This window comes from Rhodococcus sp. IEGM 1302 (assembly GCF_030056935.1).
GTDB classification, from domain to species: domain Bacteria; phylum Actinomycetota; class Actinomycetes; order Mycobacteriales; family Mycobacteriaceae; genus Rhodococcus_F; species Rhodococcus_F qingshengii.
On record NZ_JASHKY010000015.1, the window covers coordinates 1 to 26,579 of the forward strand.

Annotated in this window: 29 protein-coding genes and 1 pseudogene; 23 read left to right on the top strand and 7 right to left on the bottom strand. The window is 63.6% G+C overall.

Annotated elements, in window-relative coordinates:
• Positions 1-528 (top strand): annotated as a pseudogene (locus tag QM609_RS19475) (DNA-directed RNA polymerase subunit beta'); the annotation flags it as partial.
• Positions 529-599: 71 nt separating this feature from the next.
• Here QM609_RS19475 and QM609_RS19480 read toward each other — a convergent pair.
• The gene (locus QM609_RS19480) at positions 600-986 is read right to left on the bottom strand and encodes a glyoxalase superfamily protein (protein WP_003942070.1); all 387 of its coding nucleotides are present in this window, start codon (positions 984-986) and stop codon (positions 600-602) included.
• 88 nt (positions 987-1,074) lie between these two features.
• On the opposite strand from QM609_RS19480, the gene QM609_RS19485 reads away from it, so the two are divergent.
• The gene (locus tag QM609_RS19485; protein WP_058227495.1) at positions 1,075-2,082 is read left to right on the top strand and encodes an LLM class flavin-dependent oxidoreductase; all 1,008 of its coding nucleotides are present in this window, start codon (positions 1,075-1,077) and stop codon (positions 2,080-2,082) included.
• Between the two features lie 13 nt (positions 2,083-2,095).
• Here QM609_RS19485 and QM609_RS19490 read toward each other — a convergent pair whose 3' ends face one another.
• Complete coding sequence (locus QM609_RS19490) at positions 2,096-2,593, bottom strand: SixA phosphatase family protein (protein ID WP_076948844.1); 498 nt, start codon at positions 2,591-2,593, stop codon at positions 2,096-2,098.
• Between the two features lie 73 nt (positions 2,594-2,666).
• Here QM609_RS19490 and QM609_RS19495 point away from each other — a divergent pair, with 73 nt between their 5' ends.
• The gene (locus QM609_RS19495) at positions 2,667-2,867 is read left to right on the top strand and encodes a hypothetical protein (RefSeq protein ID WP_003941897.1); all 201 of its coding nucleotides are present in this window, start codon (positions 2,667-2,669) and stop codon (positions 2,865-2,867) included.
• On the opposite strand, the gene QM609_RS19500 is transcribed toward QM609_RS19495, so the two are convergent.
• Both QM609_RS19500 and QM609_RS19505 read right to left on the bottom strand, forming a co-directional pair.
• Entirely contained in the window at positions 2,864-3,622 is a 759-nt protein-coding gene (locus QM609_RS19500) for an acyl-[acyl-carrier-protein] thioesterase (protein WP_007728423.1), read from the bottom strand. The two genes, QM609_RS19495 and QM609_RS19500, sit on opposite strands and share 4 nt — an antisense overlap.
• A 44-nt stretch (positions 3,623-3,666) precedes the next feature.
• Complete coding sequence (locus tag QM609_RS19505; protein WP_076948843.1) at positions 3,667-4,656, bottom strand: NAD(P)-dependent alcohol dehydrogenase; 990 nt, start codon at positions 4,654-4,656, stop codon at positions 3,667-3,669.
• A 65-nt stretch (positions 4,657-4,721) separates the two neighbouring features.
• Between QM609_RS19505 and QM609_RS19510 the strand changes: the two genes are divergently transcribed.
• The 7 genes from QM609_RS19510 (at position 4,722) to QM609_RS19540 (ending at position 11,221) form a co-directional block, all read left to right on the top strand.
• Positions 4,722-5,378, top strand: coding sequence for a TetR/AcrR family transcriptional regulator (locus tag QM609_RS19510; RefSeq protein WP_283337344.1), 657 nt, complete (start codon positions 4,722-4,724; stop codon positions 5,376-5,378).
• Between the two features lie 79 nt (positions 5,379-5,457).
• Entirely contained in the window at positions 5,458-6,423 is a 966-nt protein-coding gene (locus QM609_RS19515; RefSeq protein WP_076948842.1) for an NADPH:quinone oxidoreductase family protein, read from the top strand.
• A gap of 89 nt (positions 6,424-6,512) precedes the next feature.
• On the top strand, positions 6,513-6,983 hold the full coding sequence (locus QM609_RS19520) for a MarR family winged helix-turn-helix transcriptional regulator (RefSeq protein ID WP_003941890.1): 471 nt from the start codon (positions 6,513-6,515) through the stop codon (positions 6,981-6,983).
• Positions 6,980-8,512, top strand: coding sequence for a DHA2 family efflux MFS transporter permease subunit (locus QM609_RS19525; protein WP_003942006.1), 1,533 nt, complete (start codon positions 6,980-6,982; stop codon positions 8,510-8,512). The genes QM609_RS19520 and QM609_RS19525 overlap by 4 nt, the downstream gene beginning before the upstream one ends.
• Positions 8,513-8,659: 147 nt before the next feature.
• A complete protein-coding gene (locus QM609_RS19530; RefSeq protein WP_054187847.1) occupies positions 8,660-9,754 on the top strand; it encodes an LLM class flavin-dependent oxidoreductase in 1,095 nt (364 codons plus the stop codon).
• Positions 9,741-10,214, top strand: coding sequence for a MarR family winged helix-turn-helix transcriptional regulator (locus QM609_RS19535; protein WP_007728410.1), 474 nt, complete (start codon positions 9,741-9,743; stop codon positions 10,212-10,214). Before QM609_RS19530 ends, QM609_RS19535 begins: the two co-directional genes overlap by 14 nt.
• A gap of 20 nt (positions 10,215-10,234) precedes the next feature.
• Positions 10,235-11,221: a pirin family protein gene (locus QM609_RS19540; RefSeq protein WP_039972959.1), complete on the top strand. Its 987-nt coding sequence runs from the start codon at positions 10,235-10,237 to the stop codon at positions 11,219-11,221.
• Between the two features lie 40 nt (positions 11,222-11,261).
• Here the strand turns inward: QM609_RS19540 and QM609_RS19545 are convergent, their stop codons facing one another.
• The 3 genes from QM609_RS19545 to QM609_RS19555 are packed head-to-tail and all read right to left on the bottom strand — an operon-like array spanning position 11,262 to position 13,491.
• On the bottom strand, positions 11,262-11,789 hold the full coding sequence (locus tag QM609_RS19545) for a gamma carbonic anhydrase family protein (RefSeq protein ID WP_003941993.1): 528 nt from the start codon (positions 11,787-11,789) through the stop codon (positions 11,262-11,264).
• A gap of 44 nt (positions 11,790-11,833) precedes the next feature.
• Entirely contained in the window at positions 11,834-12,694 is an 861-nt protein-coding gene (locus QM609_RS19550) for an EamA family transporter (RefSeq protein WP_283337349.1), read from the bottom strand.
• Positions 12,691-13,491 carry a crotonase/enoyl-CoA hydratase family protein gene (locus QM609_RS19555; protein ID WP_047268912.1) on the bottom strand — a complete coding sequence of 267 codons (801 nt, stop codon included), beginning with the start codon at positions 13,489-13,491 and terminating at the stop codon, positions 12,691-12,693. Before QM609_RS19555 ends, QM609_RS19550 begins: the two co-directional genes overlap by 4 nt.
• A gap of 109 nt (positions 13,492-13,600) precedes the next feature.
• On the opposite strand from QM609_RS19555, the gene QM609_RS19560 reads away from it, so the two are divergent.
• The 13 genes from QM609_RS19560 to QM609_RS19620 form a co-directional block, all read left to right on the top strand.
• The gene (locus QM609_RS19560) at positions 13,601-14,422 is read left to right on the top strand and encodes a TIGR03084 family metal-binding protein (RefSeq protein ID WP_050656400.1); all 822 of its coding nucleotides are present in this window, start codon (positions 13,601-13,603) and stop codon (positions 14,420-14,422) included.
• On the top strand, positions 14,419-16,140 hold the full coding sequence (locus QM609_RS19565) for an acyclic terpene utilization AtuA family protein (RefSeq protein WP_050656401.1): 1,722 nt from the start codon (positions 14,419-14,421) through the stop codon (positions 16,138-16,140). The genes QM609_RS19560 and QM609_RS19565 overlap by 4 nt, the downstream gene beginning before the upstream one ends.
• Positions 16,137-17,285, top strand: coding sequence for an acyl-CoA dehydrogenase family protein (locus tag QM609_RS19570; protein WP_007728404.1), 1,149 nt, complete (start codon positions 16,137-16,139; stop codon positions 17,283-17,285). The genes QM609_RS19565 and QM609_RS19570 overlap by 4 nt, the downstream gene beginning before the upstream one ends.
• Complete coding sequence (locus tag QM609_RS19575) at positions 17,282-18,880, top strand: acyl-CoA carboxylase subunit beta (RefSeq protein WP_050656402.1); 1,599 nt, start codon at positions 17,282-17,284, stop codon at positions 18,878-18,880. Before QM609_RS19570 ends, QM609_RS19575 begins: the two co-directional genes overlap by 4 nt.
• A gap of 8 nt (positions 18,881-18,888) precedes the next feature.
• Positions 18,889-20,874, top strand: a complete 1,986-nt coding sequence (locus QM609_RS19580; protein ID WP_050656406.1) for an acetyl/propionyl/methylcrotonyl-CoA carboxylase subunit alpha — start codon at positions 18,889-18,891, stop codon at positions 20,872-20,874.
• The gene (locus QM609_RS19585; protein ID WP_003942033.1) at positions 20,874-22,034 is read left to right on the top strand and encodes an acyl-CoA dehydrogenase family protein; all 1,161 of its coding nucleotides are present in this window, start codon (positions 20,874-20,876) and stop codon (positions 22,032-22,034) included. Before QM609_RS19580 ends, QM609_RS19585 begins: the two co-directional genes overlap by 1 nt.
• Positions 22,035-22,047: 13 nt before the next feature.
• Positions 22,048-22,833 carry an enoyl-CoA hydratase family protein gene (locus QM609_RS19590; RefSeq protein WP_007728400.1) on the top strand — a complete coding sequence of 262 codons (786 nt, stop codon included), beginning with the start codon at positions 22,048-22,050 and terminating at the stop codon, positions 22,831-22,833.
• Between the two features lie 60 nt (positions 22,834-22,893).
• Positions 22,894-23,505 (top strand): TetR/AcrR family transcriptional regulator, encoded by a 612-nt coding sequence (locus QM609_RS19595; protein ID WP_003942008.1) that lies wholly within the window; start codon positions 22,894-22,896, stop codon positions 23,503-23,505.
• Positions 23,506-23,588: 83 nt separating this feature from the next.
• Positions 23,589-24,137 carry a DUF3558 domain-containing protein gene (locus QM609_RS19600; RefSeq protein ID WP_003941874.1) on the top strand — a complete coding sequence of 183 codons (549 nt, stop codon included), beginning with the start codon at positions 23,589-23,591 and terminating at the stop codon, positions 24,135-24,137.
• On the top strand, positions 24,134-24,679 hold the full coding sequence (locus tag QM609_RS19605) for a DUF3558 domain-containing protein (protein WP_042453122.1): 546 nt from the start codon (positions 24,134-24,136) through the stop codon (positions 24,677-24,679). Before QM609_RS19600 ends, QM609_RS19605 begins: the two co-directional genes overlap by 4 nt.
• A 409-nt stretch (positions 24,680-25,088) precedes the next feature.
• On the top strand, positions 25,089-25,463 hold the full coding sequence (rpsL, locus tag QM609_RS19610) for a 30S ribosomal protein S12 (protein ID WP_003941908.1): 375 nt from the start codon (positions 25,089-25,091) through the stop codon (positions 25,461-25,463).
• Positions 25,463-25,933, top strand: coding sequence for a 30S ribosomal protein S7 (gene rpsG, locus QM609_RS19615; protein ID WP_003941856.1), 471 nt, complete (start codon positions 25,463-25,465; stop codon positions 25,931-25,933). The genes rpsL and rpsG overlap by 1 nt, the downstream gene beginning before the upstream one ends.
• A 200-nt stretch (positions 25,934-26,133) precedes the next feature.
• The coding region (locus QM609_RS19620; protein ID WP_283337350.1) for a GTP-binding protein at positions 26,134-26,579 on the top strand (446 nt) is incomplete at its 3' end.

The window sequence follows — 26,579 nt, forward strand, 5'->3', positions numbered from 1 at the left end:
AGCCAGGGTGTGTCGATCCACGACAAGCACATCGAGGTCATCGTGCGCCAGATGCTTCGTCGCGTGACGATCATCGATTCGGGTGCCACCGAGTTCCTGCCCGGTTCGCTCACCGAGCGCGCCGAGTTCGAGTCGGCAAACCGCCGCGTTGTCGCCGAGGGTGGCGAGCCCGCAGCCGGCCGTCCGGTGCTCATGGGTATCACGAAGGCGTCGCTCGCGACGGATTCGTGGCTGTCCGCGGCATCGTTCCAGGAGACCACTCGTGTCTTGACCGACGCGGCTATCAACTGCCGCTCGGACAAGCTGATCGGTCTGAAGGAAAATGTCATCATCGGCAAGCTGATCCCTGCCGGTACCGGTATCAACCGTTACCGCAACATCCAGGTTCAGCCCACCGAAGAGGCACGCGCCGCTGCTTACGCAGTGCCGTCGTACGACGACCAGTACTACAGCCCGGACGGCTTCGGCCAGAACACCGGTGCTGCAGTTCCGCTGGACGACTACGGCTTCAGCAACGACTACCGCTAAGCGTTAGTTCGTAGAAATCCCCCCACTTCGAAAGAGGTGGGGGGATTTTTCATGTCAGGAGTGGGACGTTTTCAGGAGTTGCTGCCGCTGAGGTCCGGGATGACGATCTCCTGGACGGCCCACTTGTTCCCGTCGGGGTCGGCGAAGTAGATGAACCGCCCCCAGGCCTGGTCGTCGATCGGGCTGATGTCGATGCCGCGGCTCTTGAACTCGCGCTCGGCCTCTTCGATGTCCTTGACCACTACCTGCATGCCGACGACCGAGCCGGGCTCGGCGTCGGTGATTCCCTTGCCGATGCAGATCGAGCAGGCCGAACCGGGAGGGGTCAGCTGGACGAATCGCAGGTCTTCGCTGACCGTGTGATCGTGGTCGGCATTGAATCCGAGGCGGACGTAGAAGTCCTTGGCGCGGTCGATGTCGGTGACGGGAATGGCGACCAGTTCGAGCTTGATGTCCATGACGTGCCCTTCATGTGATGGTGAATTCCGGCGACAGGTCCAGTGTTGCGGGTATTGCGGTCAGAAACGGTCCTCGTTCGGCGTCCGGATGAAACTTTCCGAATTCCTTGTTGCTCCGAGGGTGCTTCTCTCACTGCTCGACCGATCCCGAACCAGGAGCGGATACCCCGACTCCGCAGCTCTGACGCATTCCGTCGAACGTGCCGCGCACGCCGACGCTCTCGGCTACCACCGGTTCTGGGTCGCCGAGCATCACGCGGTGCCCGGGATCGGGAGCGGGTCGCCGGCAGTACTGCTTGCCGCGATCGGCGCGCATACGCGCGATATCAGACTCGGCAGCGGTGGGGTCATGCTGCCGAATCACCAACCGCTGATCGTCGCCGAGCAGTTCCTGATGCTGGAGGCTCTCTACCCGGGGCGAATCGACCTCGGCCTCGGCCGATCGCTGGGATTCACGGAGCCCGTACGTCAGGCACTACGACGCAGCAAGGACGCTCCGGACACGTTTGTGTCGGACCTGGACGAGGTGAGGCGTTATCTGGACGGTTCCGCCGCAGTGACGGCACGGCCGGCGTCGCAGACTGGAGTCCCGATCTTCGTGCTGGCGACGCGCACAGGTCTGAAAGTGGCAGCGCAACTGGGGCTTCCGGTGGTCGTGGGTGGGCCGATACTGGGAATCGGTAGCACCGATCGGGTGGATGCGTTGGACGAGTACCGCCGAGCTTTCCAGCCCACCGACACACACCCCGAACCCTATGTGGTGGTTTCCCTCGAGGTGGCGGTTGCCGATACCACCGAGGCGGCCCGTGAGTTGCTGATCCCGGAGGCGTACGCGCTCGCAGAATCGTCACGGACAGGGGAGTTTCCGCCGCTCGTGTCGCCGGACGAGATCAGGCGCGCCCCGCGCAGTGATCGAAACGCCAGGCGCATCGAGTCGTTCACGGCTTCGGCGCTGCACGGGACGCCCGTCGAGGTGAAGCAGCAGCTTCACGATCTGGCCGAGCGAACCGGTGCCGACGAATTGCTGGCGTCCACGTCGACGTACGACCGTGACGCGCTTGCACTTTCGGACCGCCTACTGCGTGAGGTGGTTTAGCAGTGTGGTTGATCTAACGAGGCACGTGAAACTCGAGCAGAGTGGCGACGGAGTCGTCGAGTTCGGTCCACGGCACCGGTACGGAGAGGACGGCGATCGCCGAAGTCGGGAACTTGTCGCGGATACGTTGGGCCGCTTCGGAGTTTTCGTTCGATGCGAGATCGAGTGCAGTCCAGGGAATTCCGGGTTCGTGTCCGACGATCAGGAGCGTCTTGACGTGGTCGGACGTGGTTCGCGCAGCTGCAATGACGTCTGCGGGTGAGCCGCCGTAGATGGACTTCTCGAACCCGGCGGGAGCTTCGATTCCCGTCGAGGCAAGGGTTTCGACCGTCCGCCGGGAGGTGGAGCACAGAACGGCGTCGACGGGCAGGACGTTTTGACGGATCCATTCGCCGCCGATGCGGGCCTCGCGCAGGCCCCGTTCGGCGAGCGGACGCTCGTGATCACGGATGCCCTCGGGGTAGCTGGACTTGCCGTGTCGCATGAGGACGAGGGTGCGGTGGTCGGCCATGCGTTCACGGTATCCGCTTTGTGCCCGTCAGTCCGGTTACTCTGGATGGTCAGGACCTTGAAGGAGGTTTTCGATGGCCGGTAAGAAGCTCGATCGAACTAATGCCCGAACTGCACTCGAGGTGGTACGAGAAAGCCCCACCATCGCTTTCATCACCGTTGCCCCGGCAGTGGTCGTGTTCGGCGTGGTGTGGTGGCTCTTCGGTTTCTGGGCCGCGATTCTTCTTGCGTTGGTGTTCGGTGTCGCGGCTGTCGCGACCCAGAAACTGCGTTAGAGGGCGCTCACCTGCGCAACTGCGCGGAGCGCTTCGCCGACCAGGAACCAGACCGTGACGGTCTTGTCGTCGACGCGGCTGCGCAGGACGACGTCGTCGCTGGAGACGATGGGGGAGAGGTACTCGATCAGTGCTCGATGCGGAACTGTCCGTAGTTCGGTGCGAGCGCTGAGGACCTCTTCGACTGCCTGCCAGTAGACGGCGTTGTTGACGTGGTCGAACGGGTCGATATCCGTGGCGCGCAGAGCGAACGGCGTGTCCAGAACACCGGCGTCGTCCGCCTCCGGTGCGTTCTCGGCGAGGACACGCTTCCACTTCAGGCGATGCTCGTCGGTGGATTCCTCCAGTGGCCGCATGAAGTCGTCACTCATCCGTGTGGGCATGCCCGACTCGGCGCTGATGTTGATCCAGAAGCCTTCGGTTTCCATCAGCGCGCCGTTGCTGCCGTCGAAGCGCACACGCATGTTCGCCCATCTCGTGGAGAAGCCGGAGCACCAGCGAGTCATCGTCAACTCTTCCGGCCAGATCGCCGGGCGTACGACGTCGACGACCGTACGACGCACTATCCAGAGCGGATGGGTGTCGATGGCTCCCGCGGCCTCGATGTTGTCGTTGCCGATGTCCTGCAGGTAGCGGGCGACGGCGTCGAGCCTGACCTGCTTGGCGACGTCGATGTCGCCGGTGCGGACCGGGCGGGACTTGACGAAGATCGGTCCTCGGTCCGGCTGTTGCGCGAGCGTGAGATCTGGGTTCACGTGAGATTCCTGTTCGCTGGAGTGAGCCGATTCTGTCAGGCTTTTCAGCGAGTGGCGATTATCTGCTTTCCGCAGCCGGAGCCGTCGACCATTCGTGCCACGGCGACGGCGGTGTCGGCAAGGGGATGAACGGAGTCGATCACCGGGGTGATGTCACCTGCGTCGATCATCTGCGTCAGGACCTCCAGATCGTCGGCGTTCTCCGAAGCGATGAAGGTGCCCATTTTCTGAGATATGAACGGAGACAGGCACTGTGCGCGTATTTGGCGATCGGTTCCGCTGAGCCACCGTCCGCCGTTCTCGCCGCCGACGATCACCAGCGTTCCGGTGCGTGTGAGCGCCCGTCGAAGATCTCGCAGTCGGCGGTTGCCGCCGGTGTCGATGATGACGTCGTACCGATGCGATCCGTCGGTGGCGTCGTCGACGCGGTAGTCGAGAACCTCGTCGGCACCGATGGAGCGGACGGTATCGGTTTTCGAGGTGCTGCACACGCCGGTGACGTGAGCGCCCATGGCTTTTGCCACCTGCACCGCGTAGATCCCGACGCCACCGGATGCGCCGAGTACGAGGGCGGATTGGCCCGCCTGCACGCGGCCGTGGTCGCGCACGGCTTGCAACGCTGTGAGGGCGGAGACCGGTACCGCTGCTGCTTGTGCGAACGACAATCGGGCAGGTTTTGCGGCAATCTTCGTCTCGAGTGCGCGTGCGTACTCCGCGAACGAACCGACCGCGATCCCGTATACCTCCTGGCCGACTGCCACGCGGGTCACCGAACTGCCGACGGCCTCGACTCGGCCGGACACGTCCAGTCCGCGGACTCGGTTCCTAGGTCTGCGCAGCCCGAAACCCGCGAGGCGCAACGGATATGGCAGTCCGGCCATGAGATGCCATGCCCCGCGGTCGACGGACGCGGCCTCGACGCGTATCAGCACTTCGTTGTCGGCGACAGTGGGGCGCGGAATGTGGTCGACGTAGAGAACGTCGGCCTCGCCGTAGCGATCCTGTACGACGGCGGTCATCAGTTCCTTCGGCATGCGAGTCTCCGTTCGTCGAATACTTACAGCGTAAGTATTGCACTTACGGTGTAAGTTCTGTCAACGTGGAGAAGCGCGCAAGATTGACCCGAGACGACGTCGTACACGCTGCTGTCGCGCATGCCGATTCCGTCGGAATCGATTCGATGACCATGCGGAAGTTGGGCACCGAACTGGGCGTCGAAGCGATGTCTCTGTACAACCATGTTTCGGACAAGGGGGATCTGCTCGACGGAATGGTCGATGCGGTCTTCGCGGAGATCGATCTGCCGACGCCGGGACGCCCGTGGCGCACGGAACTTCACGTGCGAGCGGTATCGACAAGGGAAGTGTTGGGGAGGCACCCGTGGGCAACTCCGTTGATGGAGTCCCGAACGACGCCTGGTCCCGCGACCCTGCGCCACCACGATGCCGTCATCGGAACGCTACGCGCCGCCGACTTTCCCGTCGCCCTTGCTGCGCATGCCTTTTCGATCATGGATGCGTACATCTACGGCTTCGTGCTGCAAGAAGTGAGCTTGCCGTTCGAAACAGCGCAGGAAACGACGGAACTGGCGAAGGCGATCATGGGCTCGTTCGAGAGCGGTCAGTATCCGCACCTGGCCGAGTTGACCACCGAGCACGTCCTTGCTCCGGGATACAGCTACGCCGCCGAATTCGCTTTCGGTCTCGATCTGATTCTCGACGGACTCGAACGTCTGCACATCGGGAGCGAACGATGATCTGACGTGAGTACCGGGTTAAAGTCGAGAAAACCGGGTTACCGGTCCAGACTTCAGATGTCCCGAAGAGGAGCTTTCTGTGCGCGCCATGGTGGTTACGGAACTGTCCGGTCCCGAAGGAATTGTCGCGCAGGAGGTTCCCGAGCCCGCAGCCGAAGGTCTTGTTCTCATCGATGTGAAGGCAAGTGGCGTCTGCTTTCCGGACCTGCTCATCACCTACGGCAAGTATCAGATCCGCCCGGAACCGCCGTTCATTCCCGGCGCGGAGATCTCGGGCGTCGTGGTCTCCGCGCCGGAAGGGTCGGGTTTCGCTCCGGGCGATCGTGTTCTCGCGGCCGCGTATCTGGGTGGGTATGCAGAGCGGATTGCCGTCAACCCGGCGCAGGTACTCCGAATTCCGGACGGACTCGCCTTCGACGAGGCGGCCTCGCTGATCATCAACTATCAGACGATGGAGTTCGCGCTCGCTCGTCGCGCGAAGATCGTCGCGGGGGAGACTGTCGTCGTGCTGGGCGCTGCAGGCGGAGTCGGAACGGCAACCATCCAGCTGGCCAAGGCGCACGGTGCCCGGGTGATCGCCGTGGTACGACGCGAGGGCGTCGATGACTTCTTGCGTGAGCTCGGTGCCGACGAGGTGGTCGCGCTGGCTCCGGGATGGGGAGAGCGGATTCGGGAACTGACCGACGGCGTCGGCGCTCAGATCGTGGTGGATCCGGTGGGCGGCGATGCGTTCGACGACGCGGTCCGGGTTCTGGCACCAGAAGGACGACTCGTGGTGATCGGATTCGCCGGCGGCGGTATTCCCGAGGTAAAGGTGAACCGGGTGCTGTTTCGCAATATCAGCATTGTCGGCGCGGCATGGGGTGAGTTCACGCGTACCAATCCCGAGGCGGTAGCCGAGGTACACGCATCGCTGGTAGAACACGTCCTAAACGGCTTGCGTCCGCTGGTCAAGGCACGGTATCCGCTTGCCGACGCAGCAGTTGCCCTGGCTGATCTCGAAAGCGGCAAAGTTCTCGGAAAGGCCATCTTGCTGCAGGAATGATTCTTCGCAACGTGATGGTGGTCACCAAATAATAAGTTGCAACATGTTTTCATTTGGGCAATAGTTGCAACCGCACTACCATTTGCCAGGTGATCGCTTCCGATTCTGATGACCTGTATGGAGCACTCGACGAGTTGTTCACTCGCCTGATGAGCGCCGGTGATTCGGAGTCGATCGATGCGTTGATCGAACTGGATCTCTCGTTCTCTCAGGTGCGTGTGCTGTTCGTACTTGCACAACGTGATGCGGCGATCCCGATCAACGAGGTTGCCGACGAGCTTCGGCTCTCGGTGGCAGCTACGGGGCGGAACATCGATCAGCTCGTGAATATGGGTCTGGTCGATCGCCGTGAAGACGAGCGGGACCGACGCGTCAAGCGGGTTTCCTTGTCGGAGGCCGGTCGTAAGGTGACGACCAACCACATCGAGTGCAAGCGCGGCCAGCTTCGCGAATTCGCGTCGCGTGTTCCTGAGCCAGAGCGGATTCGTTTGTTCGAGGCTCTCAAGCCCATTCTCGCGGGTGACTATCTGCGAGCACTTAACCAGGAGACTTCGCGATGACATCGCCGAACGCGCCGGCACCGGCGTCCGACAAACTTGACGGGGCGGTCCTCAAGATCGCTTCCGTGGTGGTGCTCGGCGCCATCATGTCGATTCTCGACGTAACCGTGGTGAGCGTCGCGCTCACCACCTTTGCCGAGGACTTCGAAACTTCGTACGCCACCGTCGCGTGGACGATGACGGCCTACACCCTCGCTTTGGCGACGGTCATTCCGGTTACCGGTTGGGCTGCCGACCGTTTCGGCACCAAGCGCCTGTACATGACGGCCCTGGTGCTGTTCGTACTCGGTTCGGTCGCTTGTGCGATGGCGTGGGACATCACCTCGCTCATCGGCTTCCGCGTGCTCCAGGGTCTCGGCGGCGGCATGTTGATGCCGCTCGGTATGACGATCATGACCCGGGCCGCCGGTCCGGACCGCGTCGGTCGCGTCATGGCAGTTCTCGGTATCCCGATGCTGCTCGGCCCCATCGGTGGCCCGATCCTCGGTGGTTGGCTGATCGAGGCCGCGAGCTGGCACTGGATCTTCCTGATCAACCTGCCGATCGGCATCATCGCGTTGGCAGCAGCATTCATCATTCTGCCGTCCGACAAGGCGAAGCCTTCGGAGTCGTTCGACTTCCTCGGCATGATCCTGCTGTCGCCCGGCCTGGCGCTGTTCCTGTTCGGTGTGTCGTCCATCCCTGAGGTGGGAACCGTCGCGTCCGCTCGGGTTCTGGTGTCGGCCGGTATCGGTCTGGCGCTGATCATCGCCTTCGTGTTCCACGCGCTCAACAAGGATCACCCGCTGATCGACCTGCACCTGTTCAAGAACCGTCAGTTGACCACCGCCGTCATCACGACGTCGCTGTTCATCGTCGCCTTCATGGGCGCCGGGTTGCTGTTCCCGAGCTACTTCATCCAGGTCGGCGGTCACACCACGCTCGCGGCCGGATTGTTGATGGCTCCGCAGGGTCTGGGCGCTATGGTCACCATGCCGATCGCTGGTCGACTGGTCGACAAGATCGGCCCGGGCAAGATCGTCCTGACCGGTTTGCCGCTGATTCTCATCGGTTTGGGTGTGTTCACACAGGTTGCCTCGGATTCCCCGACGTGGCTGCTGATGGGCGCCTTGTTCGTCATGGGCCTCGGTATGGGTTGCACCATGATGCCGCTGATGACCGCAGCTATCGTGACGCTCTCCAACGAGCAGATTGCTCGCGGCTCCACCCTGATGAACATCGTTCAGCAGACCGCAGGTTCGATCGGTACCGCCGTGATGTCGGTGGTCTTGACCAACCAGCTTCTCGATCGTGGCCTCGACACGACGATGGTCGGTGCGGCCTCGCACATTCCGACCGAACCGGGAAGTCCGCAGGAGTCTGCTGCGAATTCGATTCTCAGTGCGGCGTCGGATGCCTTCGGTAACACCTTCCTCGTTGCCACTGTGCTTATCGTCCTGACCCTCATCCCGGCGTTCTTCCTGCCGCGGAGCAAGACCACCAGGCCGGTGGCCGAGGGCGAGACGGCAACGCCGATCGTTATGCACTGACCGCTTTTCGGTAGATCGTTCGTCCAGGTGAGGGCGGCACACATCTTGTGTGCCGCCCTCACCTTTTTGCCGTGGAATACAGCTGGATGGTTGAATGTTTGATCAGTTACATGCAAACGCATGGATCTAGTTCGCGGAGGAGCAACCATGCAGTTCGGAATCTTCACGGTCGGTGACGTCACCACTGATCCCACGACGGGTAAGACCCCGACAGAGCACGAGCGCATCAAGGCCATGACGACCATCGCCAAGCACGCCGAGGAAGTCGGTCTCGACGTCTTCGCGACCGGCGAGCATCACAACAAGCCGTTCGTGCCGTCATCTCCGACCACGATGCTCGGATACATCGCGGCCCAGACCGAGAAGATCACGCTCTCCACGTCCACGACGCTGATCACCACCAACGACCCGGTGAAGATCGCCGAGGATTACGCGATGCTTCAACACCTCGCCGAGGGGCGCGTCGACCTGATGATGGGACGCGGAAACACCGCGCCTGTGTACCCGTGGTTCGGCAAGGACATTCGCGCCGGTATCCCGTTGGCGCTCGAGAACTATCAACTTCTTCGCCGGCTCTGGGACGAGGAGGTCGTGAACTGGCAAGGGGAGTACCGCACTCCACTCCAGGGATTCACGTCCACCCCGCGCCCGCTGGACGGCGTCGCGCCGTTCGTGTGGCACGGCTCGATCCGCAGCCCCGAGATCGCGGAGATCGCGGCGTATCACGGCGACGGATTCTTCGCGAACAACATCTTCTGGCCGAAAGAGCACTACATCGAGCTGATCAATCTTTACCGCCGGCGTTACGAGCATTACGGCCACGGGTCCGCGGATCAGGCGATCGTCGGTCTCGGTGGTCAGGTCTTCATGCGCAAGAACAGTCAGGACGCGGTCAAGGAATTCCGTCCGTATTTCGACAATGCTCCGGTGTACGGCCACGGGCCCTCACTCGAAGAGTTCACCGAGCAGACGCCGCTGACCGTCGGTTCCCCTGAACAGGTCATCGAGAAGACGTTGGCGTTTGCCGATTTCTTCGGTGACTACCAGCGCCAGCTGTTCCTGATGGATCACGCCGGACTGCCGCTGAAGACGGTGCTCGAGCAGCTCGATCTGCTCGGTGAGGAAGTTGTTCCGGTTCTGCGCCGTGAGTTCGCGGCCAGGCGGCCAGCACATGTGCCGGACAACCCGCCCACTCACGCGTCGATGAAGGCGGCTCGTGAGGCAAGCAGTGTCACTGCCTGACGAGCAACCGCCTGAGGTTCCGGTCAGCACCACCGAACTCGCCACCGACGCCTGGGAAGCCTTGTTTCGCGCCCAGGTGTCGGTGATGCGGCGGCTCTCTGCCGACGACGTCTGGGATCAGGTGTCGATGCGCGAGTACGACGTGCTGTTCACGCTGAGTCTTGCGCCGAGTAGTTCCCTTCGCCTGCATGACCTGAATCGGGAGATATTGCTGAGCCAGCCTTCGCTCAGTCGCCTGGTGGAACGGTTGGAGGGCGAAGGTCTGGTAACGAGAAGTGTTGATCCACAGGATCGCCGCGGGACGATCGTGCAACTCACCGAAACGGGTGCAGCGCTGCAGAAATCAGTGGGTCGCCGTCATGCGGCGAGCATTCGCCGCCACGTCGGACCGGCCCTGGACGCGGATGAACTTCGACTGTTGGCCGAATTGTGCACGCGTCTGCGTCTCGCGCAGTCATGACTGGAGGCAGGATGGACGATATGAGCAACCTCGAAGCGCAGCCCGTCGAGCAGGAATGCGAAGGCCATCCGGCGGAGAGCGAGATTCAGATCCTCACCCCGCGCGACGTACCGCTCGGTGGCCCGCGGGCCATGCGAGTGCGACGCACCCTCCCGCAACGCGAGCGTTCGCTGATCGGGGGATGGTGTTTTGCAGATCATTACGGTCCGGATGACGTCGGCTCAGGACCGGGCATGCATGTGCCGCCGCATCCGCATACCGGTTTGCAGACGGTGAGTTGGCTGTTCACCGGAGAGATCGAGCACCGTGACAGCATCGGTTCCCATGCGATGGTACGGCCGGGTGAACTGAATCTGATGACGGCCGGGAGTGGGATCGCGCACTCCGAGGTGTCGACGCCGAATACGAAGGTTCTGCACGGGATGCAGTTGTGGGTGGCGCTGCCGGATGCGGCGCGCGATACCGCACCCGCGTTCGTTCACTATCGACCGGAGCCGGTGACCACCGATGGTGTCACGCTCAGTGTGTTCCTCGGTTCGCTCGCCGGTGAAACGTCTCCGGTGTCTACCTTCACCGAATTACTCGGTGCCGAGGTGATTCTCGATCCTGGGGCCGAGATCGCCCTCGATGTCGATCGTTCACATGAGCACGGCGTGATCGTCGATCAAGGATCGGTTGTTCTGCGTGGTACCACTGTCGGCTGGGCCGAGTTGGGTTATCAAGCACCGGGTTTCGGAAAACTGACTTTGCGCAATCCGGGATCCGAACCGGCTCGACTGCTACTTCTCGGCGGGAAACCGTTGGGCGAGCAGGTCATCATGTGGTGGAACTTCATGGGCCGTACACACGAAGAGATCGTCGAGTATCGACGCAAGTGGCAGGCCGAGCTTGCCTCCGGATTCGACGGCAGCGTCCCGGACCGGCGTTTCGGCGTCGTGCCGGGATACGACGGTCCGGCGCTCCCGGCACCCGAGTTGCCGAACAGCACGTTGCGGCCCCGAGGCTAGTCGTTGCTCTTGCTGCTACCGGCCGCGAGCGTCGTTTCGATCAGGCTTGTTCGATGTCCTGGTGAGCCTTCGCGAGCATGATGTAGCCGGCGCCGTTGGCGGTGATACCGGCCTTTTCGCCTTCGGAGAGTTCACGTTTGACCTTGGCGGGCACGCCGGCGACCAGTGATCCAGGCGGGATTTGCATCCCCTGAGACACGACGGCGCCGGCTGCAATCAGTGACCCCGAGCCGATGTGTGCGCCGTTGAGCACCACGGCACCCATGCCGACGAGAACGTCGTCTTCGACGGTGCACCCGTGCAGCACTGCGTTGTGGCCGACCGAGATTCGTTCGCCCAGCACTGCGGGGAACGTCGGGTCGGCGTGCACGGTGCAGTTGTCCTGAATGTTGGTGTCAGCGCCGATGGAGATCGATTCTGCGTCGCCGCGGATGACCGCGCCGTACCAGATGCTGGCTCCCGCAGCGATGGTCACCGCGCCGACAACGGTGGCGTTGGGTGCGATGAACGCACTTTCGTCGATCTGCGGGGTGTTACCGAGAACGGTGGCGATTATCGGGTTGGTCATGGTTCTCCTGTGCGTTGGAATGACGTGCTCTGACGGTACCTGGACTACTTCGCTGTGGGTTTTCGATTCATGACGACTGTGCCGACGCCCGCGGCCACCACCAGTGCGATGGCCACGAGTGCGAACGCGTCGAGCGTTTGCCCGATCACGAGGACTCCGGCCAGTGCGGCCGCTGCGGGTTCGAGGGCGATGAGGACGGCAAAGACTTTCTTGGCTAGAGAGCGCAGCGCCCACATTTCCAAGCTGTACGGGATGACGGACGAGAGGACGGCGACGGCTGCGCCTGCGGCGAGCATCGTCGGATCCAGCAGTTCACTTCCGCCCGAGACGACGCCGAAGGGCAGCGTCAATACGGCCGCGACGATGCTTGCGCCTGCCAACCCGTCGGCGCTCGGGAGCGTCGCGGCCAGGTGGGAACCGGCCACGATGTATCCGGCCCACGCAGTAGCGGCGATCAACGCGAACATCACCCCGATCGGGTCCAAACCGGATTCGCCGTGATCGCCCAACCCGAGCAGCAACACTCCGCCGAAGGCGAGCAGCACCCATGCTCCGTCGGCCCACCGACGAGACAGAACTGCGGCCAGGGTGAGCGGTCCGAGGAACTCGATGGTGACGGCCGTTCCGATGGGCACCGTGTCGAGGGCGAGGTAGAAGGCGCCGTTCATCACGGCGAGGGCGATGCCCAGCGCGAAGATGCCTTTGCGCTGCCGGTTCGACCATCTGCTCCATCGCGGGCGGACGATGACGCCGAGGATGATCGCGGCGATCGTCAGCCGCAGCGTCGTGGCTCCGGCCGGCCCGATCTGCGAGAACAGTGTCGTCGCGAATGCCGCTCCGAACTGGAGCGACAGTATCGACGTGAGGACTGCTCCGATCGGCAGTAGTTGACTGCCGGCCTTCATTCTCCGGTGAACTCGGGACTTCGACGCTCGAGCATCGCGGCGACGGCTTCGTGGTGATCTCGGGTGTGGTGGGCGATCGACTGCATGGCGGCCGAGAGTTCGAGCAAGCTCTCGAGGCTCTGGTGCTGGCCCTCGCGGAGGAGCTTTTTGGTCATGCGGAGTACCTGCGGGGGATTGGCGGCTACTCGAGCTGCCAAAGCGTGCGCAGCGGAAAGCAATTCTTCGGGCTCGGTCACCTGCGAGACCAGACCCCAGTCGAGTGCCTTCGCAGCATCGATCGGTTCACCGGTGAACGCCATCTCGGCCGCGCGGGCGTTGCCGATCGCGCGGGGGAGCAGCCACGCTCCGCCGTCGCCGGGAATGAGTCCTACCTTGACGAAACTCTCGGCGAAGACTGCGGCGGTCGAGGCGATGCGGAGGTCGCACATGAGTGAGAGGTCGCAGCCCGCTCCGATGGCCGGGCCGTTGACCGCCGCGATGGTCGGCACCTCACACGTGTACAGCGCGAGCGGGATGCGTTGGATGCCGTGCCGGTAGCCCTGGCGGATCTCGCCGGGTGCGCCACCGAACATGCCCTCCTTGTCTCGCATGTGCTTGACGTTGCCGCCGGAGGAGAAGGCCGATCCGGCCCCCGTCAGAATGACCGTGCGCACACTCTGATCTCGGTTGACCGCGGTGACTGCGTCTTCGAGGGCCTCGATCATGTCGATCTCGGAGATCGCATTGCGGGTGTCCGGGCGATTGAGGGTCCACGTGACCACATCGCCGGTTCGCGAGATCAGTACGGCGTCGCTCATGGGTGCTCCTGGTTGTCGATGGCAGTTGAGCTCAGTCTCTCACCACAGGATTTCGCAATAACAATCATTCGTGCTTGATTTTTATGGATGTGAGTGTGATGCTGGTCGCATGGCCGAACTTCAGACGTTCATCGATGACTTGCGGGCCGAAGGCGAGAGCCTCGACGCCCTGGTTGCGGATCTGCCCGAGGAGAAGTGGGCGACAATGACGCCTGCGGAAGGGTGGACCATCGCACATCAGATCGGGCACCTGCACTGGACGGACAGTGCAGCGATCCTGGCGATCACCGACCCGGACGGGTTCGCGGAGCAGTTGAAGGCGGCGTTCGTGAACCCGGCAGGGTTTGTCGACGACGGTGCTGCCGAACAGGCGGCCCGCCAGCCGGCGGAGTTGCTCGCCGATTGGCGAGCGGGGCGCACCGCTCTCGTCGAGGCGCTCACCGCCGCCCCGGCCGGAACCAAGTTCCCCTGGTACGGCCCGCCCATGGGCGGTGTCTCCATGGCTACCGCGCGACTGATGGAGACGTGGGCGCACGGGCAGGACGTTGCCGACGCACTCGGCGTCGAACGCGCTCCGACGGCGCGCATCAAGAACATCGCTCACCTGGGTGTGCGGACGCGAAACTTCGCGTACTCGGTCAGCGAGAAGACGCCGCCCGCCGACGATTTCCGGGTTGAGTTGACCGCGCCGGACGGGTCGCTCTGGACCTGGGGGCCGGAAGATGCGCCGCAGAAGGTCACCGGGCCGGCGTTGGACTTCTGCTTGCTGGTCACCCAGCGTGCCAATCGCGCCGATCTCGATCTGGTCGCCGTGGGTGCCGATGCGGACGAGTGGCTCGGGTTCGCGCAGGCCTTTGCCGGACCCAGCGGTGAGGGACGAGCCGCCGTCGGATCCAGCGGTGAGGGACGAGCATCGAAGGTGGGCAAATGAGTTCGGTACGGATCGGTAACTGCTCCGGGTTCTACGGCGACCGCGTCTCGGCGATGCGCGAGATGCTCGAGGGCGGCGAACTCGACTACCTGACCGGCGACTACCTGGCCGAACTGACGATGTTGATCCTCGGGCGGGATCGGATGAAGGACCCGTCGCTCGGCTACGCGAAGACGTTCCTGCGGCAGGTGGAGGACACGCTCGGCCTTGCGCTCGACAAGGGGGTGAAGATCGTCGCGAATGCAGGCGGTCTCAATCCCGCCGGACTGGCCGACGCGTTGCGCGAGGTCAACACCAAGCTGGGGTTGAACGCGAAGATCGCCCACGTCGAGGGCGACGATTTGATCTCTCGGGCAGACGAACTCGGACTCGGCTCCCCACTGACGGCCAATGCGTACCTCGGCGCCTGGGGCATCGTCGAAGCATTGTCGGCCGACGCCGATGTCGTGGTCACCGGACGGGTCACCGATGCGTCGGTGATCGTCGGTCCGGCCGCTCACCATTTCGGTTGGAAGCGAGATGATTTCGATCAGCTTGCCGGTGCTGTCGCGGCGGGCCACGTCATCGAGTGCGGAACCCAGGCCACCGGCGGCAACTACGCGTTCTTCACAGAGATTCCCAATCTGGGCCGGCCTGGCTTCCCGATCGCTGAGATCAACGCGGACGGAACCTCGGTCATCACCAAGCACGCCGGAACGGACGGCGAGGTGAGCGTCGGCACGGTGACGGCGCAGCTGCTGTACGAGATCACCGGTGGACGCTATGCAGGCCCGGACGTGACGACCCGCATCGACAACGCAGTGCTCACCCAGGAAGACCCGGACCGGGTGTTGATCAGCGGCGTCACGGGCGAGGCTCCGCCGCCGCAGTACAAGGTCTCCCTGAACACGCTGGCCGGGTTCCGTAACGAGGCCACCTTCATCCTCACGGGTCTCGACATCGAGGCCAAGGCCGATCTGGCGAAGACTCAGCTCGAATCCTGGCTGACGAAGAAGCCCGCCGAACTGGTCTGGACTCTCGCTCGCACGGATCATCCGGATTCCGACACCGAGGAAACCGCGAGTGCGTTGCTGCGCTGCGTGGTTCGCGATTCCGACCCCAAGGTGATCGGTCGCCCTTTCTCCGCGGTTGCGGTGGAAATGGCACTTGCCAGCTACCCCGGCTTCTCGCTGACGGCTCCGCCGAGCAACGGCCAACCGTACGGAGTGTTCACCCCCGGCTACGTCGACGCGGGATCGGTGCCGCACGTGGCCGTACTGCCGGACGGCACGCGCGTGGACATCGCTCCGTCCACGTTGACGCAGGACCTCGAACCCGTCGGCGAACCGGAGCGTCCGGAGCCGTTGCCGCCACAGACGTCTCTTTCAGTACCACTCGGCACGATCGCCGGTGCCCGTAGCGGCGACAAGGGCGGAAATGCCAACGTCGGCGTCTGGGTTCGCACGGACGATCAGTGGAAGTGGTTGGCGCACACACTGACCGTCGAGATGCTCAAGGAACTGCTACCGGAAGCAGCAGACCTGAACGTCACTCGCTACCAGCTTCCGCACCTTCGTGCCGTCAACTTCGTGATCGAGGGAATTCTCGGTCAGGGTGTCGCCTCGCAGGCGCGGTTCGATCCGCAGGCCAAGGGAATTGGTGAATGGCTGCGTTCGCGCCACATCGACATCCCGATTTCGCTACTCCCCGTAACTGACGAGAAAGAGGATTCACGGTGACCGTGTGGACCACACCGGAAAGGCTTGCGCTTCGCGAGACCGTACGCGGATTCGTGAACCAGGAGATTCTGCCGCATCTGACGCAGTGGGAGCGAGACGGCGAGATTCCGCGCGAATTGCACCGCAAGGCAGGCGCTCTCGGACTCCTCGGGGCCAGCGCACCCGAATCGGCCGGTGGTGAGGGCGGCGACGCCGTCGACTCCATCGTGATCTGTGAGGAGATGCATCAGGCAGGTGCGTCGGGCGGGCTGTTCGCATCGCTCTTCACCTGCGGCATCGCGGTGCCGCACCTGATCGCGGCCGGCGACGAGGCGCAGATCGAGAAGTGGGTCAAGCCGACCCTGCGCGGCGACAAGATCGGCTCGCTCGCCATCACCGAGCCCGGCGGAGGCAGCGACGTCGGGCACCTGACAACTACAGCCAAGCGCGACGGCGATCATTACGTCGTGAACGGCGCCAAGACGTTCATCACCTCCGGCGTTCGAGCGGACTTCGTCGTTACAGCGGTGCGCACCGGTGGTCCCGGCGCGGGTGGTGTCTCACTGCTCGTGATCGAGAAGGGCACACCGGGATTCACCGTCTCGCGCAAACTCGAGAAGATGGGCTGGCGCGCATCCGATACCGCGGAACTCTCCTTTGTCGACGCCCGGGTTCCGGTGGAGAATCTGGTCGGTGCAGAGAACAGCGGCTTCGCGCAGATCGCCCAGGCATTTGTCTCCGAGCGGGTAGCGCTCGCCGCGCAGGCGTATGCCAGTGCAGAACGTTGCCTGGAGCTGACGCTCGAATGGTGCCGCGCCCGTGAGACTTTCGGTCGCCCCCTGATCAGTCGGCAGGCCGTCCAGAACACCGTCACCGAGATGGCCCGCAAGATCGACGTCGCCAAGGTGTACACGCACTCGGTGATCGAGCGGTACATGGCCGGTGACGGCGATCTGATCGCCGAGGTGTGCTTTGCGAAGAACACGGCAGTCGAGACGGGCGAATGGGTTGCGAACCAAGCTGTTCAGCTGTTCGGCGGCCTCGGATACATGCAGGAAAGCGAAGTGGAGAGGCAGTACCGGGACATGCGAATTCTGGGAATCGGTGGCGGAACCACCGAAATCCTCACCGGCCTCGCGGCCAAGCGATTGGGGTATCAGTCATGAGTGTCATCCGGTCAACACTGGACACCAATTCCGAGGTGTACAAGACCGCAACTTCGACCATGAACACCAAGCTCGCCGAGATCGAGGTCGAGCACGCCAAGGCGTTGGCGGGTGGCGGCGAGAAGTACACCGAGCGGCACCACAAGCGGGGAAAGCTCCTGGCACGCGAGCGGATCGAACTCCTGCTCGATCAGGATTCACCGTTCCTCGAACTGTGTCCCCTCGCTGCGTGGGGGAGTGACTTCCCGGTCGGAGCCAGCACCGTGGTCGGTATCGGCGTCGTCGAAGGTGTCGAATGCCTGATCGTCGCCAACGATCCCACCGTGCGCGGCGGCACCAGCAATCCGTGGACGCTGCGTAAGGGTTTCCGGGCCAACGACATCGCCATGCAGAACCGCCTCCCGGTGATCTCCCTCGTAGAGTCCGGCGGCGCAGACTTGCCGACGCAGAAAGAGGTGTTCATCCCGGGCGGGCGTATGTTCCGTGACCTCACTCAGCTGTCCGCAGCCGGAATCCCCACCATTGCACTGGTCTTCGGTAACTCGACGGCCGGCGGTGCGTACATCCCGGGCATGTCCGACCACGTCGTGATGATCAAGGAACGCTCCAAGGTGTTCCTCGCAGGCCCGCCGCTGGTCAAGATGGCCACCGGTGAGGAATCCGACGACGAGGCACTCGGCGGCGCCGAAATGCACGCTCGCAAGTCCGGGTTGGCCGACTACTTCGCCGCCGACGAGCAGGACGCGATCCGCATCGGGCGCTCGATCGTCAAGCGGCTCAACTGGACCAAGAAGGGGCCGGCGCCGCGCGCGGAGATCATCGAACCGCTCGAGGATCCGGAAGAGTTGCTCGGCGTCGTTCCGGCCGACCTGAAGATCCCGTTCGATCCGCGTGAGGTCATCGCCCGTATCGTCGACGGTTCCGACTTCGACGAGTTCAAGCCGCTCTACGGTTCCTCCCTCGTGACCGGGTGGGCCGAGCTCAACGGCTACCCGATCGGCATCCTGGCGAACGCACGTGGAGTGCTCTTCAGTGAGGAATCACAGAAGGCCACGCAGTTCATCCAGCTCGCCAATCGTTCCAACACGCCGTTGCTGTTCCTGCACAACACCACCGGGTACATGGTGGGTAAGGAATACGAGGAGGGCGGCATGATCAAGCACGGATCGATGATGATCAATGCGGTTGCCAACTCCAAGGTTCCGCACATCTCGATCCTGCTCGGAGCGTCCTACGGCGCCGGTCACTACGGTATGTGCGGACGCGCGTTCGATCCGCGGTTCCTCTTTGCGTGGCCCAGTTCCAAGTCCGCCGTCATGGGCGGTGCGCAGCTCGCCGGCGTCATCTCCATCGTGGGACGCGCTGCTGCCGAGGCGCGCGGCCAGGTCTTCGACGAGCAGGCCGACGCCGGCATGCGCGCGATGATCGAGAACCAGATCGAGGCCGAGTCACTCCCGATGTTCCTGTCGGGTCGTCTGTACGACGACGGCGTCATCGACCCCCGAGACACCCGCACCGTGGTGGGAATGTGCCTGTCGGCCATCGCCACCGCCCCGATCGAAGGCACCGAGAACTTCGGCGTCTTCCGTATGTGAGGCACGCCGTGACAATCACTTCAGTACTGGTCGCCAATCGTGGCGAAATCGCCCGCCGTGTCTTTGCAACCTGCCGCAAGAACGGAATCGGCACGGTCGCGGTATTTTCCGACGCAGATGCCGACAGCCCGCACGTCGCCGAAGCCGATGCTTCGGTTCGCCTGCCGGGTAACACGCCTGCCGAGACCTACTTGCGGGGTGAGCTCGTCATCGCCGCCGCCAAGGCTTCGGGCGCCGACGCGATTCACCCCGGATACGGATTCCTCTCCGAGAACGCGGAGTTCGCGCGCAGCGTCATCGACGCGGGACTGACGTGGATCGGCCCGCCCGTCGAATCCATCGAGCTCATGGGGTCGAAGGTCGAGTCCAAGAAGATCATGGACGCCGCCGGAGTGCCGGTGCTCTCCGAACTCGATCCCGCCGCGGTGACCGAGGCTCATCTGCCGGTGCTGATCAAGGCGTCGGCGGGCGGCGGCGGACGCGGAATGCGTGTCGTTCGTGAATTGTCGGCGCTGGACGGCGAACTGGAAGCGGCGCGGCGTGAGGCGCAGTCCGCTTTCGGCGACCCGACAGTCTTCTGTGAGCGTTACCTCGAGACCGGTCGGCACATCGAGGTTCAGGTCATGGCCGACCGCCACGGTGCGGTGTGGGCGGTGGGGGAGCGCGAGTGCTCGATCCAGCGTCGGCATCAGAAGGTGGTCGAAGAGGCCCCGTCGCCGCTCGTGCAACGCATCCCCGCCATGCGCGACAAGCTGTTCGACGCCTCGCGGCTCGCAGCCAACGCCATCGGTTACGAGGGGGCAGGAACCGTTGAATTCCTGGCTGACGAAAAAGGCGACTTCTTCTTCCTGGAAATGAACACGCGTTTGCAGGTGGAGCATCCGGTCACCGAGTGCACCACTGGACTCGATCTGGTGGAACTGCAATTGCAGGTCGCTTCAGGTGAAGCACTTCCGGACGATCAGCCGGAGATCCGTGGGCATTCGATCGAAGTGCGCCTGTACGCCGAGGACCCCGCCAAGAACTGGCAGCCGCAGAGCGGAACCGTCCACCACATCGAGTTGCCCGGTGACCCGCAAGAATTCAGTGTTCTGCGTGAGCAGGGCGTTCGCCTCGACTCCGGCGTCGTCGACGGCAGTGTTGTCGGCGTCCACTACGACCCGATGTTGGCCAAGGTCATCTCGTACGCGCCGACGCGGACCGCAGCTGCCCGGCTGCTCGCATCGACGCTGGCGCGCACCAGGATTCACGGGCTGCGCACCAACCGCGACCTGCTCGTCAACGTCCTGGCCCACCCCGCCTTCATTGCCGGAGACACCGACACTGCCTTCTTCGAGACTCACGACCTCGAGAAGCTGTCTACGCCCTTGGCCGATACCGACGCCGAAAGACTCTCGGCGCTGGCGGCGGCACTTGCCGATGCCGCGCACAACCGGGCGTCGGCCCGCGTCATCGGCCGCTTGCCCAGCGGGTGGCGCAACCTCCCGTCGCAGCCGCAGAGCAAGAGCTATTCCACTGCGTCGGGCGACTACGACGTCCGCTACTCCCTGAGCCGAAGCGGCGTGCTGAGTGCAGAAGGCTTCGACGACGTGCGCCTGGTATCGGCAACTGCGACCCGGGTAGTGCTCGAGCAGAGCGGAGTACAGCGCTCGTTCGACGTTGCGGCCTACGGGAGTGAGATTTTTGTCGACTCCTCGCTCGGACCCGTCGCGTTGACGGCAGCACCGCGCTTCGTGGATCCGTCGGCAGAAGTCGCCGCCGGTTCGTTGCTCGCTCCGATGCCGGGATCGGTCATCCGCCTCGGTGCCGCACTCGGTGACACCGTCACCGCCGGCCAGCCGATTCTGTGGCTGGAGGCCATGAAGATGGAACACACCGTCACCGCGCCGACTGCCGGTGTCCTGGTGGAACTTCCGGTCGCCGTCGGCCAGCAGGTCGAGGTCGGATCGGTACTCGCACGTGTGGAAGAACCCGCTACAGAAGAGGAAGCATGATGAGTTTCATCGAAACCGAAGAGCAGAAGGAACTGCGGGCATCCGTTTCCAAACTGGGTGAGCGCTTCAACTACGTCGACTACGTGCTGCCCAAGGCGCGAAAGGGGGAGCCGCTCACCGAATTGTGGAACGAGGCCGGCAAACTCGGATTCCTGGGCGTCAACCTGCCGGAGGAATACGGCGGCGGCGGTGCAGGCATCTACGAACTCGCGCTGGTGCAGGAGGAATTGGCGGCGCAGGGTGCCGGTCTGCTCCTGGTTGTCGTATCCCCGGCCATCTGCGGCACCATCATCGGCAAGTACGGCACGGCGGAGCAGAAGCAGCAGTGGCTACCCAGCCTCGCCGACGGCTCCAAGATCATGGCGTTCGGAATCACCGAGGCCGACGCTGGTTCCAACTCTCATCAGATCACCACGACGGCACGCAGGGATGGCGACGACTGGATCCTGAGCGGCAACAAGATCTACATCTCGGGTGTCGATCAGGCTGACGCGGTCCTCGTCGTTGCGCGGACCGAGGACTCCAAGACGGGCAAGCTCAAGCCTGCTCTGTTCATCGTCCCCACGGATTCTCCCGGATTCGTGAAGACGCAGATGGAGATGGACATCATCGAGCCGGACCACCAGTTCATCCTCTTCCTCGACGACGTCCGTCTGCCGGCCGACGCTCTGGTCGGCGAAGCCGATGCCGCCTTGATGCAGTTGTTCGCCGGCCTCAACCCCGAGCGCATCCTGGGTGCGTCGATGGCCATCGGCATGGGCCGTTACGCCCTGAACGCCGCAGTGAAGTTCGCCAACGAGCGCACGGTGTGGAAGACGCCGATCGGTGCGCACCAAGGTATTTCGCATCCACTCGCGCAGGTGAAGATCGAACTCGAGCTCGCCAAGCTGATGATGCAGAAGGCCGCGGTGCTCTACGACAGCGGTGACGATTTCGGTGCTGCCGAAGCCGCGAACATGGCAAAGTACGCCGCCGCCGAAGCCAGCATCAAGGCGCTCGATCAGGCGATCCAGACGCATGGCGGCGCAGGACTGACGAAGGAATACGGACTGGCCGCCATGCTCGGTGCGGCTCGTATCGCCCGCGTCGCGCCGGTGAGCCGCGAGATGATCCTCAACTTCGTCTCACAGCATTCCCTCGGTCTGCCACGGTCCTACTAGGAAGAGGCGACTCATGACGGATCAGGACAAGCCATACGTACGGTACGAAGTATCGGGCGGTGCTGCCACGATCACTCTCGACTCACCCCACAACCGCAACGCGATTTCGACGCGGTTGGTCACGGAGTTGCAGGCTGGGTTGACGTCGGCTGCCGCCGATCCGGCAGTTCGAGCGGTGGTACTCACCCACACCGGTGGAACATTCTGTGCGGGAGCCGATCTCAGTGAGGCCTCCGGTTCGTCCGCATCACCGGAGGACGCCGTCAAGGAGCGAGGACGGGGGATGCTGACACTCTTGCGCAGCATTCTCGAGCTTCCCAAGCCGGTGATCGGGCGGATCGACGGTCACGTCCGGGCCGGAGGCATGGGTCTTGTCGGGGCGTGCGACATCGTCGTCGCCGGACCGGCGAGCACCTTCGCGGTGACGGAATCACGGTTGGGTTTGGCGGCGTCCATCATCTCGCTCACGGTCCTACCGAGGCTCGACCAGCGATCTGCGAGCCGCTATCTGCTCACCGGCGAGAAGTTCGGCCAGCACGAGGCCGAATCCATCGGACTCGTCACCTCCGCGTCGCAGGACACGGAGGAGTCGATCACCGAACTGCTCGGCACCTTGCGCCAATGTTCACCGCAGGGACTTGCCGAATCGAAGTGGATCACGACGCGTTCGGTCCTGGCTGGATTCGACCGGGACGGCGAGGAGATGATCGCGCAGTCGGCTCGGCTGTTTTCCTCTGACGAGGCTCGTGAGGGCATGATGTCTTTCTTGCAGAAGCGTCCAGCGGCCTGGGCGCAGTAGAAACTGCGCAGCTGGGACACAGAAGCGCTGGAACACAGAAGTAGAAGGGATGGCGGCGCGATGACTCGAGAGCCCAAGCAGGACCGAAGTCGAGTCACGCGCTCCCACCTGCTCGAAGTGACTGTGGAGTGTCTCGCCGAACTCGGGTGGAGCGCAACGACGATGAGCGTCGTCGCGCAGCGTGCCGGGGTGTCCAGAGGCGCCATGCAGCATCACTTCCCGACCCGCGAGGACCTCATCACCGCGGCGCTCGAGGTGATGTTCGACGCCCGGATGGATCAGGCACGAAAGGAATCGACCGACCTTCCGGTGGGTGCCGGACGAACCGAGGCGATCATTTCGCGGTTGGTGGAGTACTACACCGGGACTCTGTTCAAAGCAGCGCTGCAGGTGTGGACGGCCGCTGCCTCCGACCCCGACCTGCGTGCCCGCGTACTGCCCCTCGAGGAACGATTCGGGCGCATCGCGCACCGCATGGCCGTCGAGAGTCTGGGTGTCGACGACTCCGACCCGGTGACGCACCGCTTGGTACAGGCGACCCTGGACCTGGCCCGCGGGCTGGGGCTGGCTGATGTCTTGACAGACGACTCGCGCCGACGCACCGAGGTGGTCAAACAGTGGGCGGCGCAATTGGATTCCACGCTTGTTCGGGTACCGGTGGCAACTCCCTGAATCGGTAGCGGCGGGGCCGGCGCCGGTGCTCTCGACGCGCACGTGGCGTGTGTCGGGGGCCACCGAGAAGTACAGTCGGCTCCATGGCCGCACGCACTCTCACTTCGATCGGGACTTCGGTATTGGTCTCGGCTGCCGTGCTCTCGGCCGTGGTCGGCTGCAGCTCCGGCGACGGGTCCGTCGATCAGCCGGGCGACGGTGCGGGTTCGCAGGCACTCGCACCTACGGATCCGGGCCCGATGTTCGCCGAATGCGGCTCGGTGACCGACGAGGAAGTTGTCAACGCCTTCAATCTCGGCGCTTTTGCGACGACGACGCGCAACGGCGTCGGTTGCCAGTGGGAAGTCGCCGGTTCGAACGGCCCGAGCGTCAGTTTCTCCTGGTACCGCGGTAGCCCGATCGGCCGCGAACGGGCCGGGTCCGACCTGCTCGGACGTCCTGCCGACGACATCACGATCGGTGGACACCAGGGCTTCATCGCGTCCACGGCAGGTTCGTTGTGCGAGTTGGGTATCGCGTTCGGCGGAGACTTCGTGCACTGGTCGATCACCTACGGTTTGCTGCCACCGACCGCGGATCCATGCACGGTGGCGCGGGATCTGATGGAAAAAACAGTTTCGAGGGCACAGTGAAGTTCGAGGGCGCCGTGAAGCGCGTAAGGATCGGGCTCGCCTTGGCGGGGTCGCTGGTTCTACTCACGGGGTGCGGCTCCGTGGTCACCGGGACTCCTCGTGCGGAGGGCAGCTACGGCGGTAGTGACAGCCAGGAATTCGCGAACGTCCTCCAAGAATGCGAAGCCGTCACCGACGAGCAGATCGCCGGCGCAGTGGGTGCCGACGCCGTCGGGCGTGGGTTCTTCGGCGCTATCTGCCGTTGGGACGGCATCGGAGCCGCGGGTCCGATCAAGATCACCTTCAACTGGTTCGAGACGGGCACCCTCGATCACGAGCGCGCTGCATTCGAGCACCTGGGATACGTGGTGGCGAAAATCGACATCAACGGCAGTGGCGGGTACCAGGTTCGCCAGCCGGCCGATCCGCAGAGCTGCGGGGTGAGCGCGAGCGCACCGGCCGGGGGAGTGTTCGGTTGGTGGGTCACCGAGCCGCAAGGCGGCGCGGATCCGTGCGAGGCTGCGGCAAAGCTCGGCGCGTTGACGTTGAACCGCAGCATCTGATCGCGACCGGTCCGGCTGCGTGGTCTGAGTGTGCAGCCAGAGTCTCTGGTCAGAGCGTGAGGTCACTATCACCGTGGCCTCGCTTTGACCTCGTGGCGCGCCGACAGGTATCGTTATGGGTCGTGTCCGGCATGCCCGGGCCGATCTGTGTGCCTAGCTAGGTATTGCCGTGCGCGCGTTCGAGCAGAAACTGCTGATGAACGAGCATCCGGCTGCCTGTGTGGGGGTATGCGACACGCCCGACCTCGGGGGCAATGCGCGGCATGAAAGTGCTGAGTACAGACTCTGAGGTGGGTGAGGAGCAGCAGCTCTCTTGCTCCAACTGCTAGATCCCTAATTTCAGAACAGCCACGTTTTCGAACGGCCCGAGTTCGCTCGAGCAGTCTGTTCGTCACAAGAAAGCCGGTAAATGCCAACCATCAACCAGCTGGTCCGCAAGGGTCGCCGCGACAAGACCGCCAAGGTCAAGACGGCAGCCCTCAAGGGCAGCCCGCAGCGTCGTGGCGTGTGCACTCGCGTGTACACCACCACCCCCAAGAAGCCGAACTCCGCGCTCCGTAAGGTCGCACGTGTTCGCCTCACGACTTCGGTCGAGGTCACCGCGTACATCCCCGGTGAAGGTCACAACCTTCAGGAGCACTCCATGGTGCTCGTCCGTGGCGGTCGTGTGAAGGACCTCCCGGGTGTCCGTTACAAGATCATCCGCGGCTCCCTCGACACCCAGGGTGTCAAGGGTCGCAAGCAGGCACGCAGCCGCTACGGCGCCAAGAAGGAGAAGAGCTAATGCCACGTAAGGGCCCCGCTCCGAAGCGCCCGCTCATCAACGACCCGGTTTACGGTTCCCCGTTGGTGACGCAGCTCGTCAACAAGATCCTGCTGGACGGCAAGAAGTCCACCGCAGAGCGAATCGTGTACCAGGCTCTCGAGCAGGCACGCGAGAAGACCGGCACCGATCCGGTCGTCACCCTCAAGCGCGCCCTGGACAACGTCAAGCCTGCACTCGAGGTTCGTAGCCGCCGCGTCGGTGGCGCTACCTACCAGGTGCCGGTCGAGGTTCGCCCCGGTCGTTCCACCACGCTGGCACTGCGCTGGCTGGTCACCTTCTCGCGTGCACGTCGTGAGAAGACCATGGTCGAGCGTCTCGCCAACGAGCTCCTCGATGCCAGCAATGGCCTCGGTGCAGCTGTGAAGCGTCGCGAAGACACTCACAAGATGGCCGAAGCCAACAAGGCATTCGCCCACTACCGCTGGTGATGTAAAGCGTCGGAGCAACTGCCATCGGGTGGGGCTCCGACGCTTGTCGCCGTTGGCGGCCTGATCATCGCGACGGATTCCGGACGCAGGTGGCCAGGTTCGCCTCGGCAGAGACATAATTGAAAGACCATGGCCCTGACGGTGGAACACACCGATAAGGCCGACACCCGAAAACCAAGCAACGAGCGGGGAAGAAACCTGTGGCACAGGAAGTGCTGACTGACCTGAACAAGGTCCGCAACATCGGCATCATGGCGCACATCGATGCCGGCAAGACCACCACCACCGAGCGCATCCTGTTCTACACCGGTGTCAATTACAAGATCGGTGAGACGCACGACGGTGCGTCGACGACGGACTGGATGGAGCAGGAGAAGGAACGCGGCATCACGATCACGTCTGCCGCCGTGACTTGCTTCTGGAACAACAACCAGATCAACATCATCGACACCCCCGGCCACGTCGACTTCACGGTCGAGGTGGAGCGGTCGCTGCGCGTGCTCGACGGCGCAGTTGCTGTCTTCGACGGTAAAGAGGGTGTCGAGCCGCAGTCCGAGCAGGTTTGGCGTCAGGCTGCCAAGTACGACGTTCCGCGCATCTGCTTCGTCAACAAGATGGACAAGATGGGCGCGGACTTCTACTTCAC

Excerpts from the sequence above, each read along its gene's own strand:
- QM609_RS19485 (WP_058227495.1), top strand. The coding sequence starts at position 1,075 with ATGAAACTTTCCGAATTCCTTGTTGCTCCGAGGGTGCTTCTCTCACTG.
- QM609_RS19560 (WP_050656400.1), top strand. The coding sequence starts at position 13,601 with ATGGCCGAACTTCAGACGTTCATCGATGACTTGCGGGCCGAAGGCGAG.
- QM609_RS19545 (WP_003941993.1), bottom strand. The coding sequence starts at position 11,789 with ATGACCAACCCGATAATCGCCACCGTTCTCGGTAACACCCCGCAGATC.
- QM609_RS19480 (WP_003942070.1), bottom strand. The coding sequence starts at position 986 with ATGGACATCAAGCTCGAACTGGTCGCCATTCCCGTCACCGACATCGAC.
- QM609_RS19565 (WP_050656401.1), top strand. The coding sequence starts at position 14,419 with ATGAGTTCGGTACGGATCGGTAACTGCTCCGGGTTCTACGGCGACCGC.
- QM609_RS19590 (WP_007728400.1), top strand. The coding sequence starts at position 22,048 with ATGACGGATCAGGACAAGCCATACGTACGGTACGAAGTATCGGGCGGT.
- QM609_RS19600 (WP_003941874.1), top strand. The coding sequence starts at position 23,589 with ATGGCCGCACGCACTCTCACTTCGATCGGGACTTCGGTATTGGTCTCG.
- QM609_RS19585 (WP_003942033.1), top strand. The coding sequence starts at position 20,874 with ATGAGTTTCATCGAAACCGAAGAGCAGAAGGAACTGCGGGCATCCGTT.
- QM609_RS19575 (WP_050656402.1), top strand. The coding sequence starts at position 17,282 with ATGAGTGTCATCCGGTCAACACTGGACACCAATTCCGAGGTGTACAAG.
- QM609_RS19550 (WP_283337349.1), bottom strand. The coding sequence starts at position 12,694 with ATGAAGGCCGGCAGTCAACTACTGCCGATCGGAGCAGTCCTCACGTCG.
- rpsL (WP_003941908.1), top strand. The coding sequence starts at position 25,089 with ATGCCAACCATCAACCAGCTGGTCCGCAAGGGTCGCCGCGACAAGACC.
- QM609_RS19595 (WP_003942008.1), top strand. The coding sequence starts at position 22,894 with ATGACTCGAGAGCCCAAGCAGGACCGAAGTCGAGTCACGCGCTCCCAC.
- QM609_RS19495 (WP_003941897.1), top strand. The coding sequence starts at position 2,667 with ATGGCCGGTAAGAAGCTCGATCGAACTAATGCCCGAACTGCACTCGAG.
- QM609_RS19540 (WP_039972959.1), top strand. The coding sequence starts at position 10,235 with ATGAGCAACCTCGAAGCGCAGCCCGTCGAGCAGGAATGCGAAGGCCAT.
- QM609_RS19505 (WP_076948843.1), bottom strand. The coding sequence starts at position 4,656 with ATGCCGAAGGAACTGATGACCGCCGTCGTACAGGATCGCTACGGCGAG.
- QM609_RS19490 (WP_076948844.1), bottom strand. The coding sequence starts at position 2,593 with ATGGCCGACCACCGCACCCTCGTCCTCATGCGACACGGCAAGTCCAGC.
- rpsG (WP_003941856.1), top strand. The coding sequence starts at position 25,463 with ATGCCACGTAAGGGCCCCGCTCCGAAGCGCCCGCTCATCAACGACCCG.
- QM609_RS19530 (WP_054187847.1), top strand. The coding sequence starts at position 8,660 with ATGCAGTTCGGAATCTTCACGGTCGGTGACGTCACCACTGATCCCACG.
- QM609_RS19525 (WP_003942006.1), top strand. The coding sequence starts at position 6,980 with ATGACATCGCCGAACGCGCCGGCACCGGCGTCCGACAAACTTGACGGG.
- QM609_RS19555 (WP_047268912.1), bottom strand. The coding sequence starts at position 13,491 with ATGAGCGACGCCGTACTGATCTCGCGAACCGGCGATGTGGTCACGTGG.